Annotated in this window: 14 protein-coding genes; 1 reads left to right on the forward strand and 13 read right to left on the reverse strand. The window is 62.3% G+C overall.

The features are described from left to right. Positions 1-288: 288 nt before the first annotated feature. Together CXR25_RS15950 and CXR25_RS15955 are read right to left on the reverse strand one after the other, a co-directional pair. Positions 289-1380: an LLM class flavin-dependent oxidoreductase gene (locus CXR25_RS15950; protein WP_009883660.1), complete on the reverse strand. Its 1092-nt coding sequence runs from the start codon at positions 1378-1380 to the stop codon at positions 289-291. 70 nt (positions 1381-1450) lie between these two features. Beyond that, positions 1451-3778, reverse strand: a complete 2328-nt coding sequence (locus tag CXR25_RS15955) for a DUF222 domain-containing protein (RefSeq protein ID WP_101556502.1) — start codon at positions 3776-3778, stop codon at positions 1451-1453. 362 nt (positions 3779-4140) lie between these two features. Between CXR25_RS15955 and CXR25_RS15960 the strand changes: the two genes are divergently transcribed. Continuing rightward, complete coding sequence (locus CXR25_RS15960; RefSeq protein ID WP_096161795.1) at positions 4141-5253, forward strand: NAD(P)/FAD-dependent oxidoreductase; 1113 nt, start codon at positions 4141-4143, stop codon at positions 5251-5253. Positions 5254-5272: 19 nt separating this feature from the next. Here CXR25_RS15960 and CXR25_RS15965 read toward each other — a convergent pair whose 3' ends face one another. The 11 genes from CXR25_RS15965 to CXR25_RS16015 form a co-directional block, all read right to left on the reverse strand. Beyond that, positions 5273-5668 carry a universal stress protein gene (locus CXR25_RS15965; protein WP_009883663.1) on the reverse strand — a complete coding sequence of 132 codons (396 nt, stop codon included), beginning with the start codon at positions 5666-5668 and terminating at the stop codon, positions 5273-5275. A 49-nt stretch (positions 5669-5717) separates the two neighbouring features. Beyond that, a complete protein-coding gene (locus tag CXR25_RS15970; protein WP_009883664.1) occupies positions 5718-7148 on the reverse strand; it encodes an APC family permease in 1431 nt (476 codons plus the stop codon). A 40-nt stretch (positions 7149-7188) separates the two neighbouring features. Beyond that, complete coding sequence (locus CXR25_RS15975; protein WP_009883665.1) at positions 7189-7899, reverse strand: type 1 glutamine amidotransferase; 711 nt, start codon at positions 7897-7899, stop codon at positions 7189-7191. Further along, complete coding sequence (locus tag CXR25_RS15980) at positions 7896-8945, reverse strand: dipeptidase (protein WP_009883666.1); 1050 nt, start codon at positions 8943-8945, stop codon at positions 7896-7898. Before CXR25_RS15980 ends, CXR25_RS15975 begins: the two co-directional genes overlap by 4 nt. Before the next feature lie 106 nt (positions 8946-9051). Continuing rightward, positions 9052-10203, reverse strand: coding sequence for a DUF819 family protein (locus tag CXR25_RS15985; protein ID WP_009883668.1), 1152 nt, complete (start codon positions 10201-10203; stop codon positions 9052-9054). A 213-nt stretch (positions 10204-10416) separates the two neighbouring features. Continuing rightward, on the reverse strand, positions 10417-10731 hold the full coding sequence (locus CXR25_RS15990; RefSeq protein ID WP_069600892.1) for a DUF3870 domain-containing protein: 315 nt from the start codon (positions 10729-10731) through the stop codon (positions 10417-10419). A gap of 81 nt (positions 10732-10812) precedes the next feature. Next, the gene (locus CXR25_RS15995) at positions 10813-11667 is read right to left on the reverse strand and encodes a serine hydrolase (RefSeq protein WP_226830443.1); all 855 of its coding nucleotides are present in this window, start codon (positions 11665-11667) and stop codon (positions 10813-10815) included. Between the two features lie 85 nt (positions 11668-11752). Continuing rightward, positions 11753-12883 carry a S66 peptidase family protein gene (locus tag CXR25_RS16000; protein WP_101597863.1) on the reverse strand — a complete coding sequence of 377 codons (1131 nt, stop codon included), beginning with the start codon at positions 12881-12883 and terminating at the stop codon, positions 11753-11755. Next, on the reverse strand, positions 12876-13007 hold the full coding sequence (locus CXR25_RS19150; RefSeq protein ID WP_226825638.1) for an ABC transporter ATP-binding protein: 132 nt from the start codon (positions 13005-13007) through the stop codon (positions 12876-12878). The genes CXR25_RS16000 and CXR25_RS19150 overlap by 8 nt, the downstream gene beginning before the upstream one ends. An 85-nt stretch (positions 13008-13092) precedes the next feature. Continuing rightward, positions 13093-15165 carry a TRAP transporter permease gene (locus CXR25_RS16010; RefSeq protein ID WP_096161801.1) on the reverse strand — a complete coding sequence of 691 codons (2073 nt, stop codon included), beginning with the start codon at positions 15163-15165 and terminating at the stop codon, positions 13093-13095. Further along, positions 15162-16145 carry a TAXI family TRAP transporter solute-binding subunit gene (locus CXR25_RS16015; protein WP_164513846.1) on the reverse strand — a complete coding sequence of 328 codons (984 nt, stop codon included), beginning with the start codon at positions 16143-16145 and terminating at the stop codon, positions 15162-15164. The genes CXR25_RS16010 and CXR25_RS16015 overlap by 4 nt, the downstream gene beginning before the upstream one ends. Positions 16146-16234: the final 89 nt, after the last annotated feature.

The following is a 16234-nucleotide window of genomic DNA, read 5'->3' on the forward strand; positions in this document are numbered from 1 at the left end:
GCAGCCCATGGCACCGACCGGTATCGAAATCTGTGGTCGACATCGATCGAACCCATGCGCATCGAAGCGCCGCACAGTGCCAATATTACTGCCCGCTCGGAAGCGAACGGCAACGTCGACACTGTGGCAGGATATCGCGATGCCAGCTTGAAAAGAAGTGCACTTGTCCGAATCGATACAGAGATGAGACTTCCAACAAGCACAATGAGCTGAAGGCGGCGTCCTCAGATCGAGTCGCTGCCTTCAGCTCATCATGATGGTGTTGAGCTCAGCTCACTTTGCTGTCTCTCAGTTGAGGAACTCGGCCGCCAACAGCTCGAGCGATTGAATTCGAGCGGCGTCTTGACGGAGGTCTTCGCCTTCCATCGCTCCTGCAACGGGCTGGATCATGATCTCGTCGACCTCGAACCGGCTGGCAAGTTCTTCAAGCTGGGCCTTGGCAGATGCAGCGTCGCCGATGATCCAGTTCTCGGACATATCTTCGCCGACCATGCGCTCCTGTTCGGTCCTGACCGAGCGCACGTCGTCGCCGGCCAGCCGCAAGGGCTCCATTCGCCCACCGGTCCGCAGGCGAGACATCTGCAGCAGGAAAGGCTCCGAACGCAGCTGTGCCTCTTCCTCGGTCGGCGAGACCACGGCGTTGACGGTGACGAACGTCTGCGGTTTGTCGCCGTATGCACCTGGAGTGAAGTTGTCACGGTAGATCTTCATCCCGGTGGTGGCACCTGCGGCGAAGTGATTGGCGAAGACGTAGGGCATGCCGAGCTGTGCGGCCAGTCGGGCCGAGTAGCCGGATGACCCGAGCAGCCATGGCAGCGGCTGTGTTCCCGGTACCGCAGCGGGTGTCGCGTGTAGGACGTGCTCGCGGCCACCGTGGAGTGGAATGCGCAGCCCTTCGGGTTTCATCAGGCTCAGTGTGTCGATGACGTGCTGGGGGAATTGTTCGACGGGGTCGACCGTGTTTCCTTCCCGATCAACCATGCGTCCTTCGCCGAGGTGGCCCCTCATCGCTGCGGAGGTGATCGGGTCTGTGCCTGGGGCCCGACCTATGCCCAGATCGATGCGGTCACCGTAGACCGCAGAGAGGAGCGAGAAGAGTTCAGCGACTGCCAGCGGAGCGTGGTTGGGCAGCATCACACCGCCGGATCCGAGGCGGATGCGTTCGGTTCCCTGCCCGAGGTACATGAGCTCGGCGCCCGGCATCGTTGAGGCGATCGATGGCATGTTGTGGTGTTCGGCAACCCAATAGCGGGTGAAGCCCAGTTTGTCCGCGGACTGAACCAGCTCGTGGGAGGCGGCAAAAGAATCTGAGGTGCTCTGTCCGACACGGACCGGCACGAGGTCAAGAATAGAAAGCTCCATGCTGATGGCAACAGCCACCTCATCGGGTTCATTCCGCTTTGCCCGCAGGACCTACGGCACACCGCTCCCCTGCATCAAGCAAACCGCACTAATCGAAGAGAGTATCTGTGATCTCTTTCGCGATGAACCGTGCGTGCAGAATCGGGGTTCTGGCTGGATCAATCGATGCTGGTGGCACCCATGCAGGGCGTCCGTCCTTCAGCATTATGGTGTGCCAGTCCGATTCGTCGATCAGATGGTGGTGCGACCCGCATGCCAGTGTCAGATTATTGACATCGGTCTTACCCTCTTGCGACCACGGAACTATATGGTGAGCGTCGCACCACCCAGGTGGAGTGTCGCAACCGGGAAATGTACAGCCCTGGTCTCTGCTGGAAATGATTGCCAACTGCTTCGAGGTGGCGAATCGTCGTTCTGTCGCAAGTTCCATGCTCTTCGTCTTCTCACTCATGAGGTGGAAGAACACCGAACCGTTCAGCCCTTCATAGGAGGCCGTCTGCATCGGAAAGGGTGCTTCTGCGTCGGTGGCTGCGCGACCGGACTGCTTTGCGAGGTCCTCGGCTTTCGCTGTGACCACGAGCGCGAAGGGCGCACCCGCCATCACTCGTTTCATTTCGATTCGGCCGATCATTGTCGCGAATCGTTCGTAGATCCTGTTCTTCACGCTCGGCTGTCGGCCGGCCATCGCCACAGTGGAGCCGTCTTCTCTCACGCCATATCCACGCGGTACGTCACCGGAGCCGGCGCCGCCTGCTGTCTCTGAATCTCCCAGCCCGTCAGCGGTTTGGTTGTCGAAACCGAATTCCAGAGAAGGGTCAAGCGCGTCCGCACGATCACCGTGCAGCACTTGAGCGTATACGTCGACCACTTCCTGATCTGCTGCCGAAATGGCTTCCGCTGAGGTAGTGGCGTCCGCTGCGGCTGCGTCCGTATCCGCGTCCGCACCTGTGCCAGCTTCGCTCTGCTGAGCCGTTGCTGAGGTCGCTTCGCCGTCGACTTTGATGCGCGAGGTGAGGTGTCCGCTCATGATTCCGCCAGTGACTGCGTCCAGGACTCCTTTGAGGGCCCAAGTTCCGTCTTTTCGCTGGCGCAGGCTGACTGAGAAGTCATCACGTCTCGGCGCTTCGTCAGGCAGTTCACCATCGGGGTCGAGCCATCCGAGAATTTCGTTGAATAGCTGCTGTATGTCCTTCACACGCACCGAGTGTGCCTTTTCGACCAAGATTCGTTCCGCTTCCAGACGGTCTTCCTGACCGATCCGAAGCGGAAGGTGCCTCAGGCACCCGATGATCGCGCTGGCCTGGGTCGCTGAGAGCAACCCCTTCTGCAGTGCTTCAGAAACTATGGGAAACACCGGTGCGATCGGATCGCCGCTGAAACTGACCTGGTCTCCCAGTTTTTCTGCCAACTCTGATCTCCGGTAGGCCTCTCGTTCCGAGAGGTTGAGACGATTCTGAACCAGCGCCTTCGTCGTCTTTGCACCGTAGTCTCGGGGAGTTCCCACTCGCTCGAACACGGAAAGTGTCACGACTGAGAGTGATTCGACCAGTCGGTTGACGGTCTCCAACCCGTCCATCACTGTGATCGCTTCGTCAGGGCCCAATGGTCGGTTGCACGAATGGAGATCGCCGACGAGTGTTTGCAGACCTTGGATGCTGCTGACGACTTCGGGAGCGATGCGCGCCAAGTCCGACCAGGCGTGCTTATCCAGAAGAGGATGCTCCGATTCGAGACCAGTGTCGGATGCGTGCACACTCTCGGTGCCGATGGCACCGGCTTGTCCTGTACGGTCTCGGACGTCCTGAGGTTTTGGCTCACCGTGGGTTTCTTCGCCATCCAGGGATGTTGCCCAGTCGTCGTCTTCGCTGGTGCCTGTTCCGCCGTCGCCGTCACTGCGCTCGGCTTCGGCCCCCTCGTCCTTCCTGTGCATCCACGCTTCTTTTTCGGCGTCGATCTCTGCCGCACGCCGCTTGAGTTCGGCTCTCGCGTCCGGATCGTCAGCACTCGCCTGCCACGGGTTCCGACCAACCCACCGCTCCCGCAACTCATCCTCTGATGACTCGACAGAGCTGGTGGGAGCACCGGGCTCAACTGACTCCGTGGAGTCCGCGGATGCACCGGGCTCGTCAGGCGCGGCGGGTTCTGTGAGTGTGTCGTTCTCTGTCGGCTCGGAGGATTCGAGTGGATGCTCGGCATCGGCAAACTCGAAATCATCTGGGGGTGGAGTGGCCACTTCGTCGAAGCGATCAGCCAGTGGGTGACCATCGAGGTCAAAACCTGCTTCGCGCAGAAGTTCTCGATACGTGCGAGTCTCGTGGCTCTCTTCGGCCGTGCTCTCGCCAACGGGCGCAGCAGATGAGGCGGGGTCGTCACGCCTGTTCTGCTTATCGCGCTTGCGGTCGGGGGTGAGAGTCATGATCTCGAAATCCGTTCGTCAACTGCCTTGTTGTCCGCTTGATTCCAATTTTACGCGCATCATTAGCATAGTGTCTATAGTTTTGTTCTATTTTTTAAAGCTTTTTATTTCGATGTTCGATCTAGTTCTAACTTTAAATCTCATCAGATATCGAATCGGCCCAGTTCAGGCCACTCGTCGTTTCCTGTGTCGCTCAGCGGAACAACCCCACACCTCGGCGCATTCACCCTGCACCACGCTCTAGTTCAGAGGCAGCGATCGGTCCTATTTTGCCAATCCGGCAAAATTGCTTGCGCCACTGACGCACTTCAGATCAGACTTCTGAGGTACCCGAATCCTTGCCCCACAGCAGAAGGACCGCCATGTCAGACCCTCTCGTCACTGATACTCCCCAAAACCAACAGCACCTCCAGAATCTAAAGGGCCCCCAGAATCAACAGCACCCACAAGTCCAACAGAATCCCCATGACCGTCAGGACCCGAATACTCTCATCGCCGAGGTGGCCGTGATCGGTGGTGGCGCCGGTGGTCTGGCCGCGTCGATCGTTTTGGCTCGGTCATTGCGCAGTGTCGTCGTCATCGACGCAGGCTCGCCACGCAATGCGCCGAGCGCGCACGCGCACAACGTCCTCGGCCAAGAAGGAATCAATCCCCTCGAGCTCGTGGCCAAGGGACGTCGAGAGGCTGAGGAATATGGCGTCCGGTTCGTCGACGCCACAGTCGTCAGTGCTGAGCACACGCAGCAAGTGCCCCAGGAATCCGAGGCAGTGGGCTTCATCCTCGAGACTTCGTTCGGTGTCTCCATCGAGGCGAAGCGAGTCGTCATCGCGACCGGCCTCACCGATGTGCTTCCCGATATCCCCGGGCTCTCGGACGGGTGGGGCGAAACCGTCATTCACTGTCCCTATTGCCACGGCTATGAGGTGCGTGGGGAGCGTATCGGCGTCATCGGCACAACCGCCATGTCCTATCACCAGGCCATGCTGTTCTCCCAGCTCAGCGACCGCGTCACCTTCATACGCCACGATGCTCCGGAACCCGATGAGGCACAGACGAGAATGCTCGAATCGCTCGGCATCACCTACGTCGATGCGGCCGTCGAAGCGGTAGTACGCACCGACAGCGGAACCGACGTCACGCTACGCAGCCACACCTCGAGCGCCGCACCGCGAGGCAATGAGGCTGGGGCGACTGCAGAGAACGAGACCATGACCGTCGGGGCGTTAGCCGTAGGCCCCTACTTCCGCGCGAACAGCGAAATCTACGAACAGCTCGGCGGAACCGTCGCCGACCATCCGTCGGGCATGGGCTCATCCATTCCCGCCGAGGCGACCGGAGCCACCGATGTGCCCGGCGTCTGGGCGGTGGGAAACAGCGCCGACATCTCGGCCATGGTGGTGGCGAGCGCGACCAGCGGTGTCCTGGTCGGTGCGCAGATCAACGCCGAGTTCATCATGAGTTCAGTCCCCTCATGAGACCACCATCATGACGCGTTCAGCGACTAGCCTTTACACAGAGGACGGGGCACACGGCTTCGAGGATGACTCGTTGGATCGTTGATCCCAGGAGGAATTTCCCAACTGGGGTCCGCTTTCTGGTCCCGAGCACGATCAGCTCAGCCCCCACCTCGGCGGCAGCATCGAGAATCTGTTCCGCGGGATCGTACTCACTGCCCCGCGTCAGCACTCGTCCCTGCACACCGGAGCGCGACAGATAGTCCTGGACCGACCTGATCTCACCCTCGCCGAGGCGGTAGGCATCGCTGCGATCTGATGATCGGGAAGCGTTGACGACGACCAGTTCCAGGCCGTCCTTCTTCGCCTCTGAGATCCCCTTGTCGAGTGCGGCATGGCCTGCTGGATTGTTGACGTATCCCACGATGATGGTCATTTTTCACCTTCACTTGTTGAGACTGACTGAATCTTGGAGCATCCCGCGATCATGTGAGCTCCTCGGGATTGCGGAACTTGGTGCTCGCACCCTTGACTGACCGGTTCCAGAACCAGGTGACCGCCCACAGGACGACGCCGATGCCGATCAGCGCCACCGCGATCTGGTACTGGATGAGGTCATCGAGTCGGGCCCACGGCCCGACGAGGAACAAGCAGGTGAAGACGCCCAGCCACGGCAGGAAGGTGGGGGCGCGGAAGTGCTTGTGCTCGACCGTCTTCTTGCGCAGCACGAGGACCGCGCAATTGACGACTGCGAAGACGGCCAGAAGCAGCAGCGACGTGGTTCCGCCCAGGGAGGCGATCACGGTCTCCGGCAGGAAGGTGGAGACGGCGATGATGAGAACGAAGGCGATGAGGGTGGTGAAGAGGATCGACACCCAGGGCGAGCGGCGCCCCTTGAGAACCTTGGCGAACACCGGTGGCAGCACGTTCTGCTTCGACATCCCGTACAGCAGGCGGCTGGCCATGAGCATGTTGATCAGTGCCGTGTTCGCGACCGCGAACATGGTCAGGAACGGGAAGATCTCGTCGATCGGCAGGCCCGGAGCACCGGCTTCGAAGACTTCGAGCAACGGCGTCTTGCTCTCCTTGAGCACACCGATAGGTACGGCGGCGACGGCCACGATCGACACCAGCACGTAGATGATGCCGGTGATCGTCAGACCACTGAGCATGATCTTCGGGAAGACCTGTGGGTCCTTGGTCTCCTCGACCATGTTCACAGAGTCTTCGAATCCGACCATCGAGAAGAACGCCAGCGAGGTGGCCGCGGTGACCGCCAGGAAGATGCTCTTGTCGTCGGCGGTCTCGAAGATCATCACCCGTGAGAAGTCGGCGCTGCCCGAACCGAGGGCGAAGAACCCGACGAGAATGACCAACAGCAGGCCGGTGAGCTCGATCGTGGTCAGGACCACGTTGAACCACACGCTCTCACTCACTCCGCGGAGGTTGATCGCCGCGACAAGCGCGAGGAACCCGACTGCGATCCACATCGTGGCCGTGACAGGGAGGTCCCAGCCGAAGCCGGCAGCCATGTTCTCCGCAAACACCGTCGACGCAGTTGACGCCGAGGTGATTCCGGAGCTGAGGACGGCGAAGGCGACGAGGAAGGTGACGAAGTGAACCCCGAATGCCTTGTGCGTGTAGAGCGCGGCACCAGCGGCGTGCGGGTACTTGGTGACGAGCTCCATGTAGGAGAATGCCGTGATCGCGGCGATGCTGAAGGCGAGGATGACCGGTACCCAGCCGGCGCCTCCCACCTGCCCGGCGACCTTGCCTGTCAGCGCGTAGACGCCGGTGCCCAGGATGTCTCCGACGATGAAGAGAAGCAGAAGCTTGGGGCCCATGACCCGCTTCAGGGTCTCCGGCTGCTGCTCTGCCCCCGGGCCTGTCTTGGTTGTGTTCTCGCTGTGACTCACGATGGTGCCTCCGTGTTCGCCCGCAATCGCCGCCTCGCGATCACGTGTCTCGGTTGCGGACCACGTCGAAGAATGCCGTCAGGAGCGCCTTCGCGTCCCGCTGACTGTCCTCGCTGCGTTCCTCTGCCTGTTCCAACAGGGTCTCCTTATTAAAACCCAATTCTTGCAGTTTTTGCGCGTCCCATTTGCGAATGTTCTGTCCCGACGATTCCGGATGGAACTGTGTGCCCCACGCATTGCCGAACCGAAACGCCTGAAACCGGCAGGCGGTGCTGGTCGCCAACAGGGTTGCTTCCGGCGGCAGATCGACGATCCGGTCGACGTGGCTCTCAACGAAGGAAGCAGACCTCCCGATCGCGGAGAACACTGGGTCCTGGCTCGCGTCCTCGGTCATATCGATCCAGGTGTACCCCTTCTCGGGCGCGCCGGTCCGTGCCCGCACATCGCCGCCGATGACGTGTGCGATGAGCTGCCCGCCCAGGCAGATGCCGAACTGCGGCAGGTCCGTTTCCAACGCATGCCGTGACAGTCGCGCCTCGGCGTCCAGCCACGGCGCGCGATCGGTCTCATCGGGCATGTACCCACCGCCGAGCATGATGAGTCCGTCATAGTCACTCAGCGCGCTCGGCTCTGGAAGTCGGGACACCCCGCCGATGCGCAGGTCGAACTCGATGTTCTCGCTGATCATCCACTGCGTGAGCAGCCCGGGCTGGGATTCGATGTGATTGACGATGACGAGGAGACGAGTCATGCGCGCTCCCCCGCCGAGGTGGTTGTGCCCAGGAACCGCACGTATGCCTCCTCGTGTGCTTCCAGAACCCGCATCGCGTTGTCGAAGCCGAGCTTGCGCAGATCAGTCTCCGACCACCCGCGACCGGCCAGCTCCTCGAACAGCACTGGATACTGTCCCGCGTCGCCGAGGCCGGTCGGCAGCTCATCGACACCGCAGATGTCGCCGCCGAGGCCGATGTGGTCGATTCCGATCCTCTCGCGTACGTAATCGCAGTGGTCGGCGACATCGGCAACAGTCACCTCGGGGGCGGTGCCGTTCTCTCCGGCGTCCACCCATTCACGACGTGCGTTCGAGACGAAGGAGGGCACGAAGGTCATCATCGCCACTCCCCCGTTGCCGGGCACCCGGTCGAGGACGTCGTCGGGGATGTTGCGCGGATGCGGGTTGAGTCCGAAGGCGCAGGAGTGGCTGAAGATCACCGGCAGAGTGGAGATGTCCAGGGACTGGTGCATGACGCTCGGCGCGACGTGTGAGAGATCGACGATCATGCCGATCCGGTTCATCTCCGCCACAACCACTCGCCCGAAAACGCTTAAGCCCCCATGCTGCGCATCGTCGGTGGCCGAGTCCGCCCAGGAGTGCGTCGTCGACCAGGTCAGGGTCATGTACCGAGACCCGGCGCGCGCATAGGAGCGGAGCACGGCCAACGATTCGTCGATCTGCTGCCCGCCTTCGACGCCCATCAGGGAGGCCACCTTTCCGGCGTCTCGGGCGGCGACCACCTCGGCGGCGGTGCGGGCGAACTGGAGCCGTTCGGGATAACTCGTGACGACGCGCTGCACGGCGTCGATCTGTTCCCAGGTGGCCTTGATCGCCTCGGCGCCGGTGATCGAGGAGTGGACGTAGACCGACCAGTACTGCGCGGCGACATGCCCGGCGCGCAGCTGATCCATCGTGGTGAAGGGCGAGACGCTCGGGTCGTTGAGACCCTCTGTGCTGTAGTCGCGTTCCTCCCGCAGGTACCAGGCGAGGTCGTTGTGTCCGTCGAAGACGTCGTATGTCATGAGTGTGCTCCTTCAGTTCGGATGATCGTCGGTGAGTTCATTGAGTTCGAGCGGTCGTCGGTGAGTTCGGTGGAAGTCTGTGGCCTCTGGTGCCGGATCACGCTCATCAGCCGATCCCCGACATCATCTGCGCGCCCAACAGCCCCAGGAAGGTTCCAGAGAACGTTCCGATGAGCGCGAAGAGCACGCCCACCGGCACCAGCGCACGGTTGAAGGCACCCGCGACCACCGGCGCCGAGGCGATTCCCCCGATGTTCGCAGTGCTGGCCACAGCGATGCTGAACAGCTCGGTCTTCGTCAGCTTCGCATAGACAAGCATGATGACGATGTGGACGAGGAGCACGATCACTCCGGCGACCAGGTAGATCGGGGCTTCGGCCAGGGAGGTGAAGTCGGATCCGGAAGCGATGATGCCGATGATGAGGTAGAGCATGATGGTCGCGAGCTGGCTCGAGCCTGCGGCCCGCCCCCACCGCGTCGACCCGATGACCAGGCCGAGGATGCTCACGATGAGGATCGTCCAAGCCGAGGCGTTGATCACCGTGCCCACTTCCGGCAGCATCTCGCCCGCTTTGGCGGCCAGAGCGGAGACGAGCAGGGCGAAACCCAGAAGACCGATGATCGAGGACAGGGTCATCGGCTTCTCCTCCTCGCCGGTGACTCGACCGCCGAAGTCGAACTTCGAGGTGTCTGCCTTCGTCCATCTGTTGAACTTATCGGAGACCGCGACCGAAGAGAAGATGAGGAGCAGCCAGAAGGAGTAGAGGACGGTGTCGACGATGAGCACATAGCCGAAGACGTCCTCCGGTGCTTCGAGGATGTCCTGGACCGCGACCATGTTCGCCGAGCCGCCGGTCCATGAAGCATTGAGAGCGCCGAGGGCCTTCCAGGATTCGGGGGCCAGCGCCGAGTGCACGATCAGGTAGGCGACGATGAAGCCGAGCATGATGCTCGCGGCCGTGACCACGAAGGTCAGCAGCAGCTTCGGCCCGAGCCGGATGATCTGCCGGACATCGCATTTGAACAGCAGAAGCAGGATCATCGCCGGCAGCAGCGCATCCTGCAGCCCGTCGCCGACGCCGTCGATCGAGTCGTGGTCGAACAGGCCGACGGTGTTGAGCAGGGCCGCCACGATGTAGAGGAAGACGAACCCGGGGACATACTTGAATACTCTGAACTTCCCGCTGTGGCCGGCGACGACGAGAACCGCCGAAATCGCCAGCAGCAGGCTGATGAATAGAAAACCGTTCGTGATCACAAACGACACTCCTTCAGGTGGATTGGACCGCGTCGCGCCGCCCTCGGTCCGTTCCGAGACGGACAGCTCCGAGACGAACCGTTCCGAGACGGACAGCTCCGTCCGGAGCCCCGAAAGGTGGGTGCAGCGCAGTGCGCGGCGAAGCCATGTGTGGTTGTCGATTGGATCCGGTCCGGTGGGGACCCGGGCAATCTTGGTGGTCGAGGAGTCGTCTCAGCTAGAGGTTGGGAGCTCGTGGTACTTCTTCGCCGCGTTGTTCACCGCGACGATGAGCGCCTTCTGGGAGGACCCGTGGTATCTGGCTGTGATCGACTCCGTGAGTCGACCGGTGTCCGTGATGTCTGCGTCGATGAACAGGCTCCTGATGAACTTCCTTGTCAGTGCCAACGTCGCCGAGCAGTCGACATCGAGGACTCGGTGGGTGTCTGCCTCGATCTCGAAGGCGATGTAGAACAACCCGTACTGTGCCATGATCGGGTTGTTCGATGGCGCCTTCGCTTCACCGGTGAGGTAGATCGAGGAAGTCATAGGACATCAACCATACTCGAGGAACGGCGTGTGGATGTGCGTATTCTTGAGCCGATTGAATGCCGATCGGTGTCCGAATCCTCAGAGGAATCGGTGAATCACCTCCCCGGCTTCGCGCATGATGGGCATGACGTCGACGACGCGGTCTGTGCCGGGTTCCCAGTTCGCAAACACCGCATAGGCGACGCGGCGAGTGGGCGTCATCGCGATCCCGGCGTCGGCCCTGATCGTCCCGTTCGTGCCTGTCTTGTTCCAGACCCACACGTCACGTTGGTAGTTGTAGTGAGCGAGAGGATCGAGATCGAACGCCGAGGCGACCATCGAGGTGTCCGCGCCGGCTCCCAACCAGCGGCGGAAGATCTCGTTCGTCGACTCGTCCCAGAACTCGTCCTTCGCGTGCCGGGCCATAAAATTGCTGATCTCGGCAGCGGTGCCCGTCGACAGGGTGCGCGGCGCCTTCGCCGGACGGGGCCAGCGAAGGAAGTCATGCAGGCCAGAGTTCCGATACCCCAGGTCCTCGACCTGGCGAGCAACGTTCTCAAGCCCGACTCGGCGGATGAGCACATTCGTCGCGAAGTTGTCGCTGAAGGCTCCGACGAGCACGGCCACGTCGTAGATGCTCAGGTCATTTTGCTCCATGAGGTACCAGATGCCGGATTCGTCGACCCGTTCCGAGGGCCGCCGTGAGAGTCGCTCCTGCAGATTGAGGGTGCCGCCCACGTGCATCTGCAGCGCCGTGTGCAGGAGGAACACCTTGCCCATGCTGGCGGTGTCGAGCTCCTCATTCTCATTGTGCGCGAATACGCGTTCGCCGCTGTCGATGTCGTGGGCCAGTGCGCTGAATCGCACCCCCGGCAGTCGTTCGAAGTCCACCTCGCCCGCATTCGACACCTCGCAGGTGTTCGACACGTCGCTCATGTTCGTATCCTCAATCATCGTAGGAATTCCTCTCCTTCTTCGACCGTTCCAAGCGTCACAGCCCACTCACGCTCCGTCCACCAGCTCACGCCTCGTCACCCGCTCACGCTCCATCCACCCACATCCGGGGTCTGCCCTGGGCCGGAGCCTCGAGCGTGACGGCCGCTCCCAGCGGAGTGCTCGGCGCATCGGGATCGTGGCCGAAGCCCATCTCGCTCACGACCGGGATGCCCGCCTCGCCGAGGTAGTCCATGAACAGCTCCTCCACCTCGACGATCTCGGCGCAGTCCTGCCAGGACCCCAGCACCACAGCGTCCGCTGAGTCGAACCAGCCGCCGCGGACCAGTTGCAGGAGCAGATTGTCGAGGCGGTAGAGCTCCTCATCGACGTCCTCGAGCAGAAGGATCGAAGGTCCGTATCGCTCACGGGCCTCCCGCACCCCGGCCAGCTCCGGACTCCCGATCCCGGCCGCCACCAGACTGAGATTTCCCCCGCCGAGGCGGCCCTTCGCCATCCCCGGCACCAGAGTCCGCGCCCGGCTGAGCGGGCCGGATTCAGCATCCTGCTGCGCGGCTTGAGTGGTCGTTTTGGTCCGGTCGCCGGGCGAATCTTCGGACCATTTCGACCACTCAAGCCCATCGCTCGCAGCAGCGCCGCTCGCAGCTCTGGGAAGGCTGGAGCTTGTGGGGTGCGCGGATTCGGCCGGGAACCCCAGTTCGCGGCCGCCCCAGGGTTCGAACAGCCAGCCGGCCACCTCCGCGGGGACAACTCTCGAGTTCTTGAATGGGTCGTTGCCGACCATCGGGCAGAACAGCGTCGCCACCGACAGATGGTGGTCCCATGCCTGGTGCAGCGCTGTGATGTCCGAGGAGCCGGTGAGCAGCTTGGGCCGCCCGTCGGCGCGCAGGGCATGGGCGCGCATGAGATCGAAGTCGATTCCGTCGAGGAGGCGCATCGCCCCGAATCCGCCGCGCAGCGCGATGACCGCCGAGGTGTCCGGATCGCACCAGGCCTCGACGAGGTCGCGTCGGCGCTGTTCGTCGGTTCCCGCCAGGTACTTCACGCGCGGGTGGCGAGCGCGGACGTTGTCGCCGACCACCACCTTCAGCCCCCAGGATTCGAGCTGTGCGATCGCCCGCTGCAGGGACTCCTCGTCCGTCGGTCCCGAGGGCGCGATGAGACGAACGGTGTCGCCGACCTGCAGCGGCGCTGTGTCGAGGTATGGGCTATCCATTATTGACCAGACTCTGACTTCCCATTCGGGGAACTGCGGCGAGGAGTTCCTGCGTGTAGGCGTGGCGTGGATTCGCAAGGACAGTGTCGACGTCGTCGTATTCGACGATCTCGCCCTGCTTCATCACGGCCACGGTGTCGGCGATGTTCCAGGCCAGGCCGAGGTCGTGGGTGACGACCCCGGCCCCGGCCTTAGGGCGGCCTCGGGGTTCAGGCCTTCTGCTCCACGAGTTCTTTCGCGATCTGATCGGAGGTGGTCGCCTTGCGCAGCTTCTGCTCGGCCGCGATGATGACCAGCGCACCCAGGCCCACCGCCGAGACCCACAGGTTCGGGTAGACCAAGGCTATGCCGCCGGCGACGAGCAGCAGCCGTTCGACGACGTTAGCCGAACCGAAGAAGTAGCCGGCCAGACCCGCTGAGACTCCGACCATGCCCAGAATCAGTGTGACCAGGGCAATCAGCATCTCCGACACGGTTCCCTGCAGCAGAAGTGCCGGCTCCAGGATGAAGACATACGGGATGAGGAAGCCCGCGATGGCGATACGCAGTGCAGTGACACCTGCGCGCATCGGATTGGCCGCCGCGATGCCCGCACCGGCATAGGCCGCCAGACACACAGGAGGTGTGATGTCGGCGAGGATGCCGAAGAAGAACACGAACATGTGTGCCGCGATGAGCGGAACGTCGAAGTTGTTATACAGGATCGGCGCGGCGATGGTGGCCGTCACGACGTAGTTCGCCGTAGTCGGAAGTCCCATGCCGAGCACCAGGCAGGCGATCATCACCATGAACAGCACGACGAAGAAGTTGCCTCCCGCGAGATCGACGAGCCCCTTGCCCAGCTGACCGCCGAGTCCTGTCACCGTGACGGTGCCGGCGACGATCCCAGCTGTCGCACAGGCCGCGATGACCGGCAGGGCCGTTCGTGCGCCCGAGACGAGCAACTCGACGAACCCCCGCGGAGTGAGACGGGTGATCTTGCGCAGGAAGCTGAGGATGAACCCTGTGCCGATGCCGAACAGTGCCGCACGGATCGGCGACATGCCGGACAGCAGAGTGAGGACGATGACGACGAGGGGCAGGAGCAGGTCGAGGCGTTTGAGCAGCTCGATGCTGTTGGGCAGGCTGCTCTTCGCCATGCCCAGGATTCCGGTGGTCTTCGCCTCGAAGTGGATGGAGAGGAACGCTCCGAGGAAGTAGAGGAGAGCGGGAATGATGGCGATGACGATGAGCCCGTTGTATTCGAGGTCGGGCACATTCTGAGCCATGATGAATGCCGCTGCGCCCATGATCGGCGGCATGAGCTGCCCGCCGGTCGATGCTGTGGCCTCGGTCGCGGCAGCGAAGTGGGGTTTGAACCCGGCCCGCTTCATCAGCGGGATGGTGAACGATCCCGAGGCGACCGTGTTCGCAACCGAAGAGCCCGAGACCATTCCCTGCAGACCCGAGGCCACCACGGCCGCCTTTGCCGGGCCGCCGGTGTACCGTCCGGTCAGCCGGAAGGCGAGGTCGTTGAAGAACTGTCCGATGTTCGTGTGGACGAGCATCACCGCGAAGAAGAGGAAGAGGAAGATGAAATTTGCCGACACCTGGATCGGCGTGCCGAATATGCCCCCGCCGCTGGACAGGAACATGCCTGTGGCGAGGTCTTCGACGCTCAGCCCCGAATGCCTGAACACCGGCAGGTAGTTGCCGAAGAGACCATAGAGCAGAGCGACTCCGGCGATGATGACGATCGGCAGGCCGACGCATCGACGTGTCGCTTCGAGAATGAGGAGCACTCCCAGGACGGCGACGAAGAAGTCGAGTTCGGAGTATCCGAGGATCTGCACCGAGTTGCTCACCAGGCGCGTGTAGTCGAAGAACACATAGAGATTGCAGCCGAGTCCGGCCAATCCGAGCAGGACGTCGTACCAGGGGATCCCTTTGCCCCGGCCGATGAGGATATCGGCCACCCGGTTTCCAGTGGCCGGCGCGTCGAGCAGCCGCCTACTGGCCGGGTAGAGGAAGAAGATCAGGGCTGTCGCCCCCGCAAGATGCAGGGACGAGTGCATCCACGTGTTGAACGGACGCTCCAGTGCCGCATAGAGGTGGTAGAGGGTGAAGACGATCGAGATACCGCCGATCACCCACGCCCACCACCCGAGGTCGGTGCGGAATCGACTCGAGGTGTCGACTTTGCGCAGCACCTCGGCGGAGTCCTGCTTCGCTTCCGCGGTCTGCTCGGCGACCGCCCCGGCCGCGTTGTCAGATGGCCGGGGCGGTGTCGGGTGATCACTCACGGCAGGTCAATGCCTTCTTCGTCGTAGTACTTCTGGGCTCCGGGGTGCAGCGGCACATCGCCGATGCCCAGCATGGCGGAGTCCTTGGTGATCAACTTCCCGACATCCAGCGTGATCTCATCGCTGTGCTCGAACAGCGCCTTGGTCATTCCGTAGGCGGTGTCCTCGCTGACCTGATCCGTGGAGGCCACCAGGGAGGCGAAGACGGACACCGTGGGCACGTCCTCCTCGAGGAAGTCGTAGGCATCGGCAGGGATGTCGTAGGATTCGGCACCACTGTTCTCTTCGATCGCCGAGGTCGTCTTCTCGTCGAGGCCGAGGAGTTTGACGTCGGTCGTCGCCGCCAGCTGCGTCAGTCCGGCCACCGGGGTGCCGACGACGAAGATCGTCGCATCGATCTGCTTGTCGGCGAGCATATCGGTCGAGGCCCCGAAGTCAGTGATCTCCGGCGTGTAGTCCGACTCGCCGATGTTCGCCGCGTCGAGTACGGCGTCCGAGATCGCGCGGGTACCGGAACCGGCATCACCGACGGCGATCTTCTTGCCCTTGAGATCCTGAACGGATTCGATCCCGGAATCTTCTCGCACGATGATGTGTGCGGCTTCAGGGTAGAGCGAGGCGATCCACCCGACATTGTCGATCTTCGTGCCGTCGAGGTCCTCGAGCTCACCCTGGACAGCGTTGTTCGCGGTGTCGCTCTGGGTGAAGCCCAGCTGCCACTCACCCTGGTAGATCTTGCCGAGGTTCTCCGCCGAGGCTCCGGACTCCACATAGTTGACGGACGTGCCGTCGACATTCTCTTCGAAGATCGTGGCGAGCTCGCCGCCGAGGGGATAGTAGGTTCCGGAGGTGCCTCCGGTTCCGAAGGTGAGGTCATTCGTGGTCTCACCTCCATCACCCGAACCACCGCCGGACCCGCAGGCGGAGAGACTGAGTGCGAGAGCGGCGATGGCCGCTACGGTCATGCGTCTGATATTCATCGTTTCCTCTTCGTCGTCAAAGTACTGTCACCAGCTGCCGTGCTGGTCACTCGGGTGCTTCCCTCCGAGACTATGCGGATGTTGTCATC

It is taken from the genome of Brevibacterium aurantiacum (genome assembly GCF_003932995.1).
GTDB classification, from domain to species: Bacteria; Actinomycetota; Actinomycetes; order Actinomycetales; family Brevibacteriaceae; genus Brevibacterium; species Brevibacterium aurantiacum.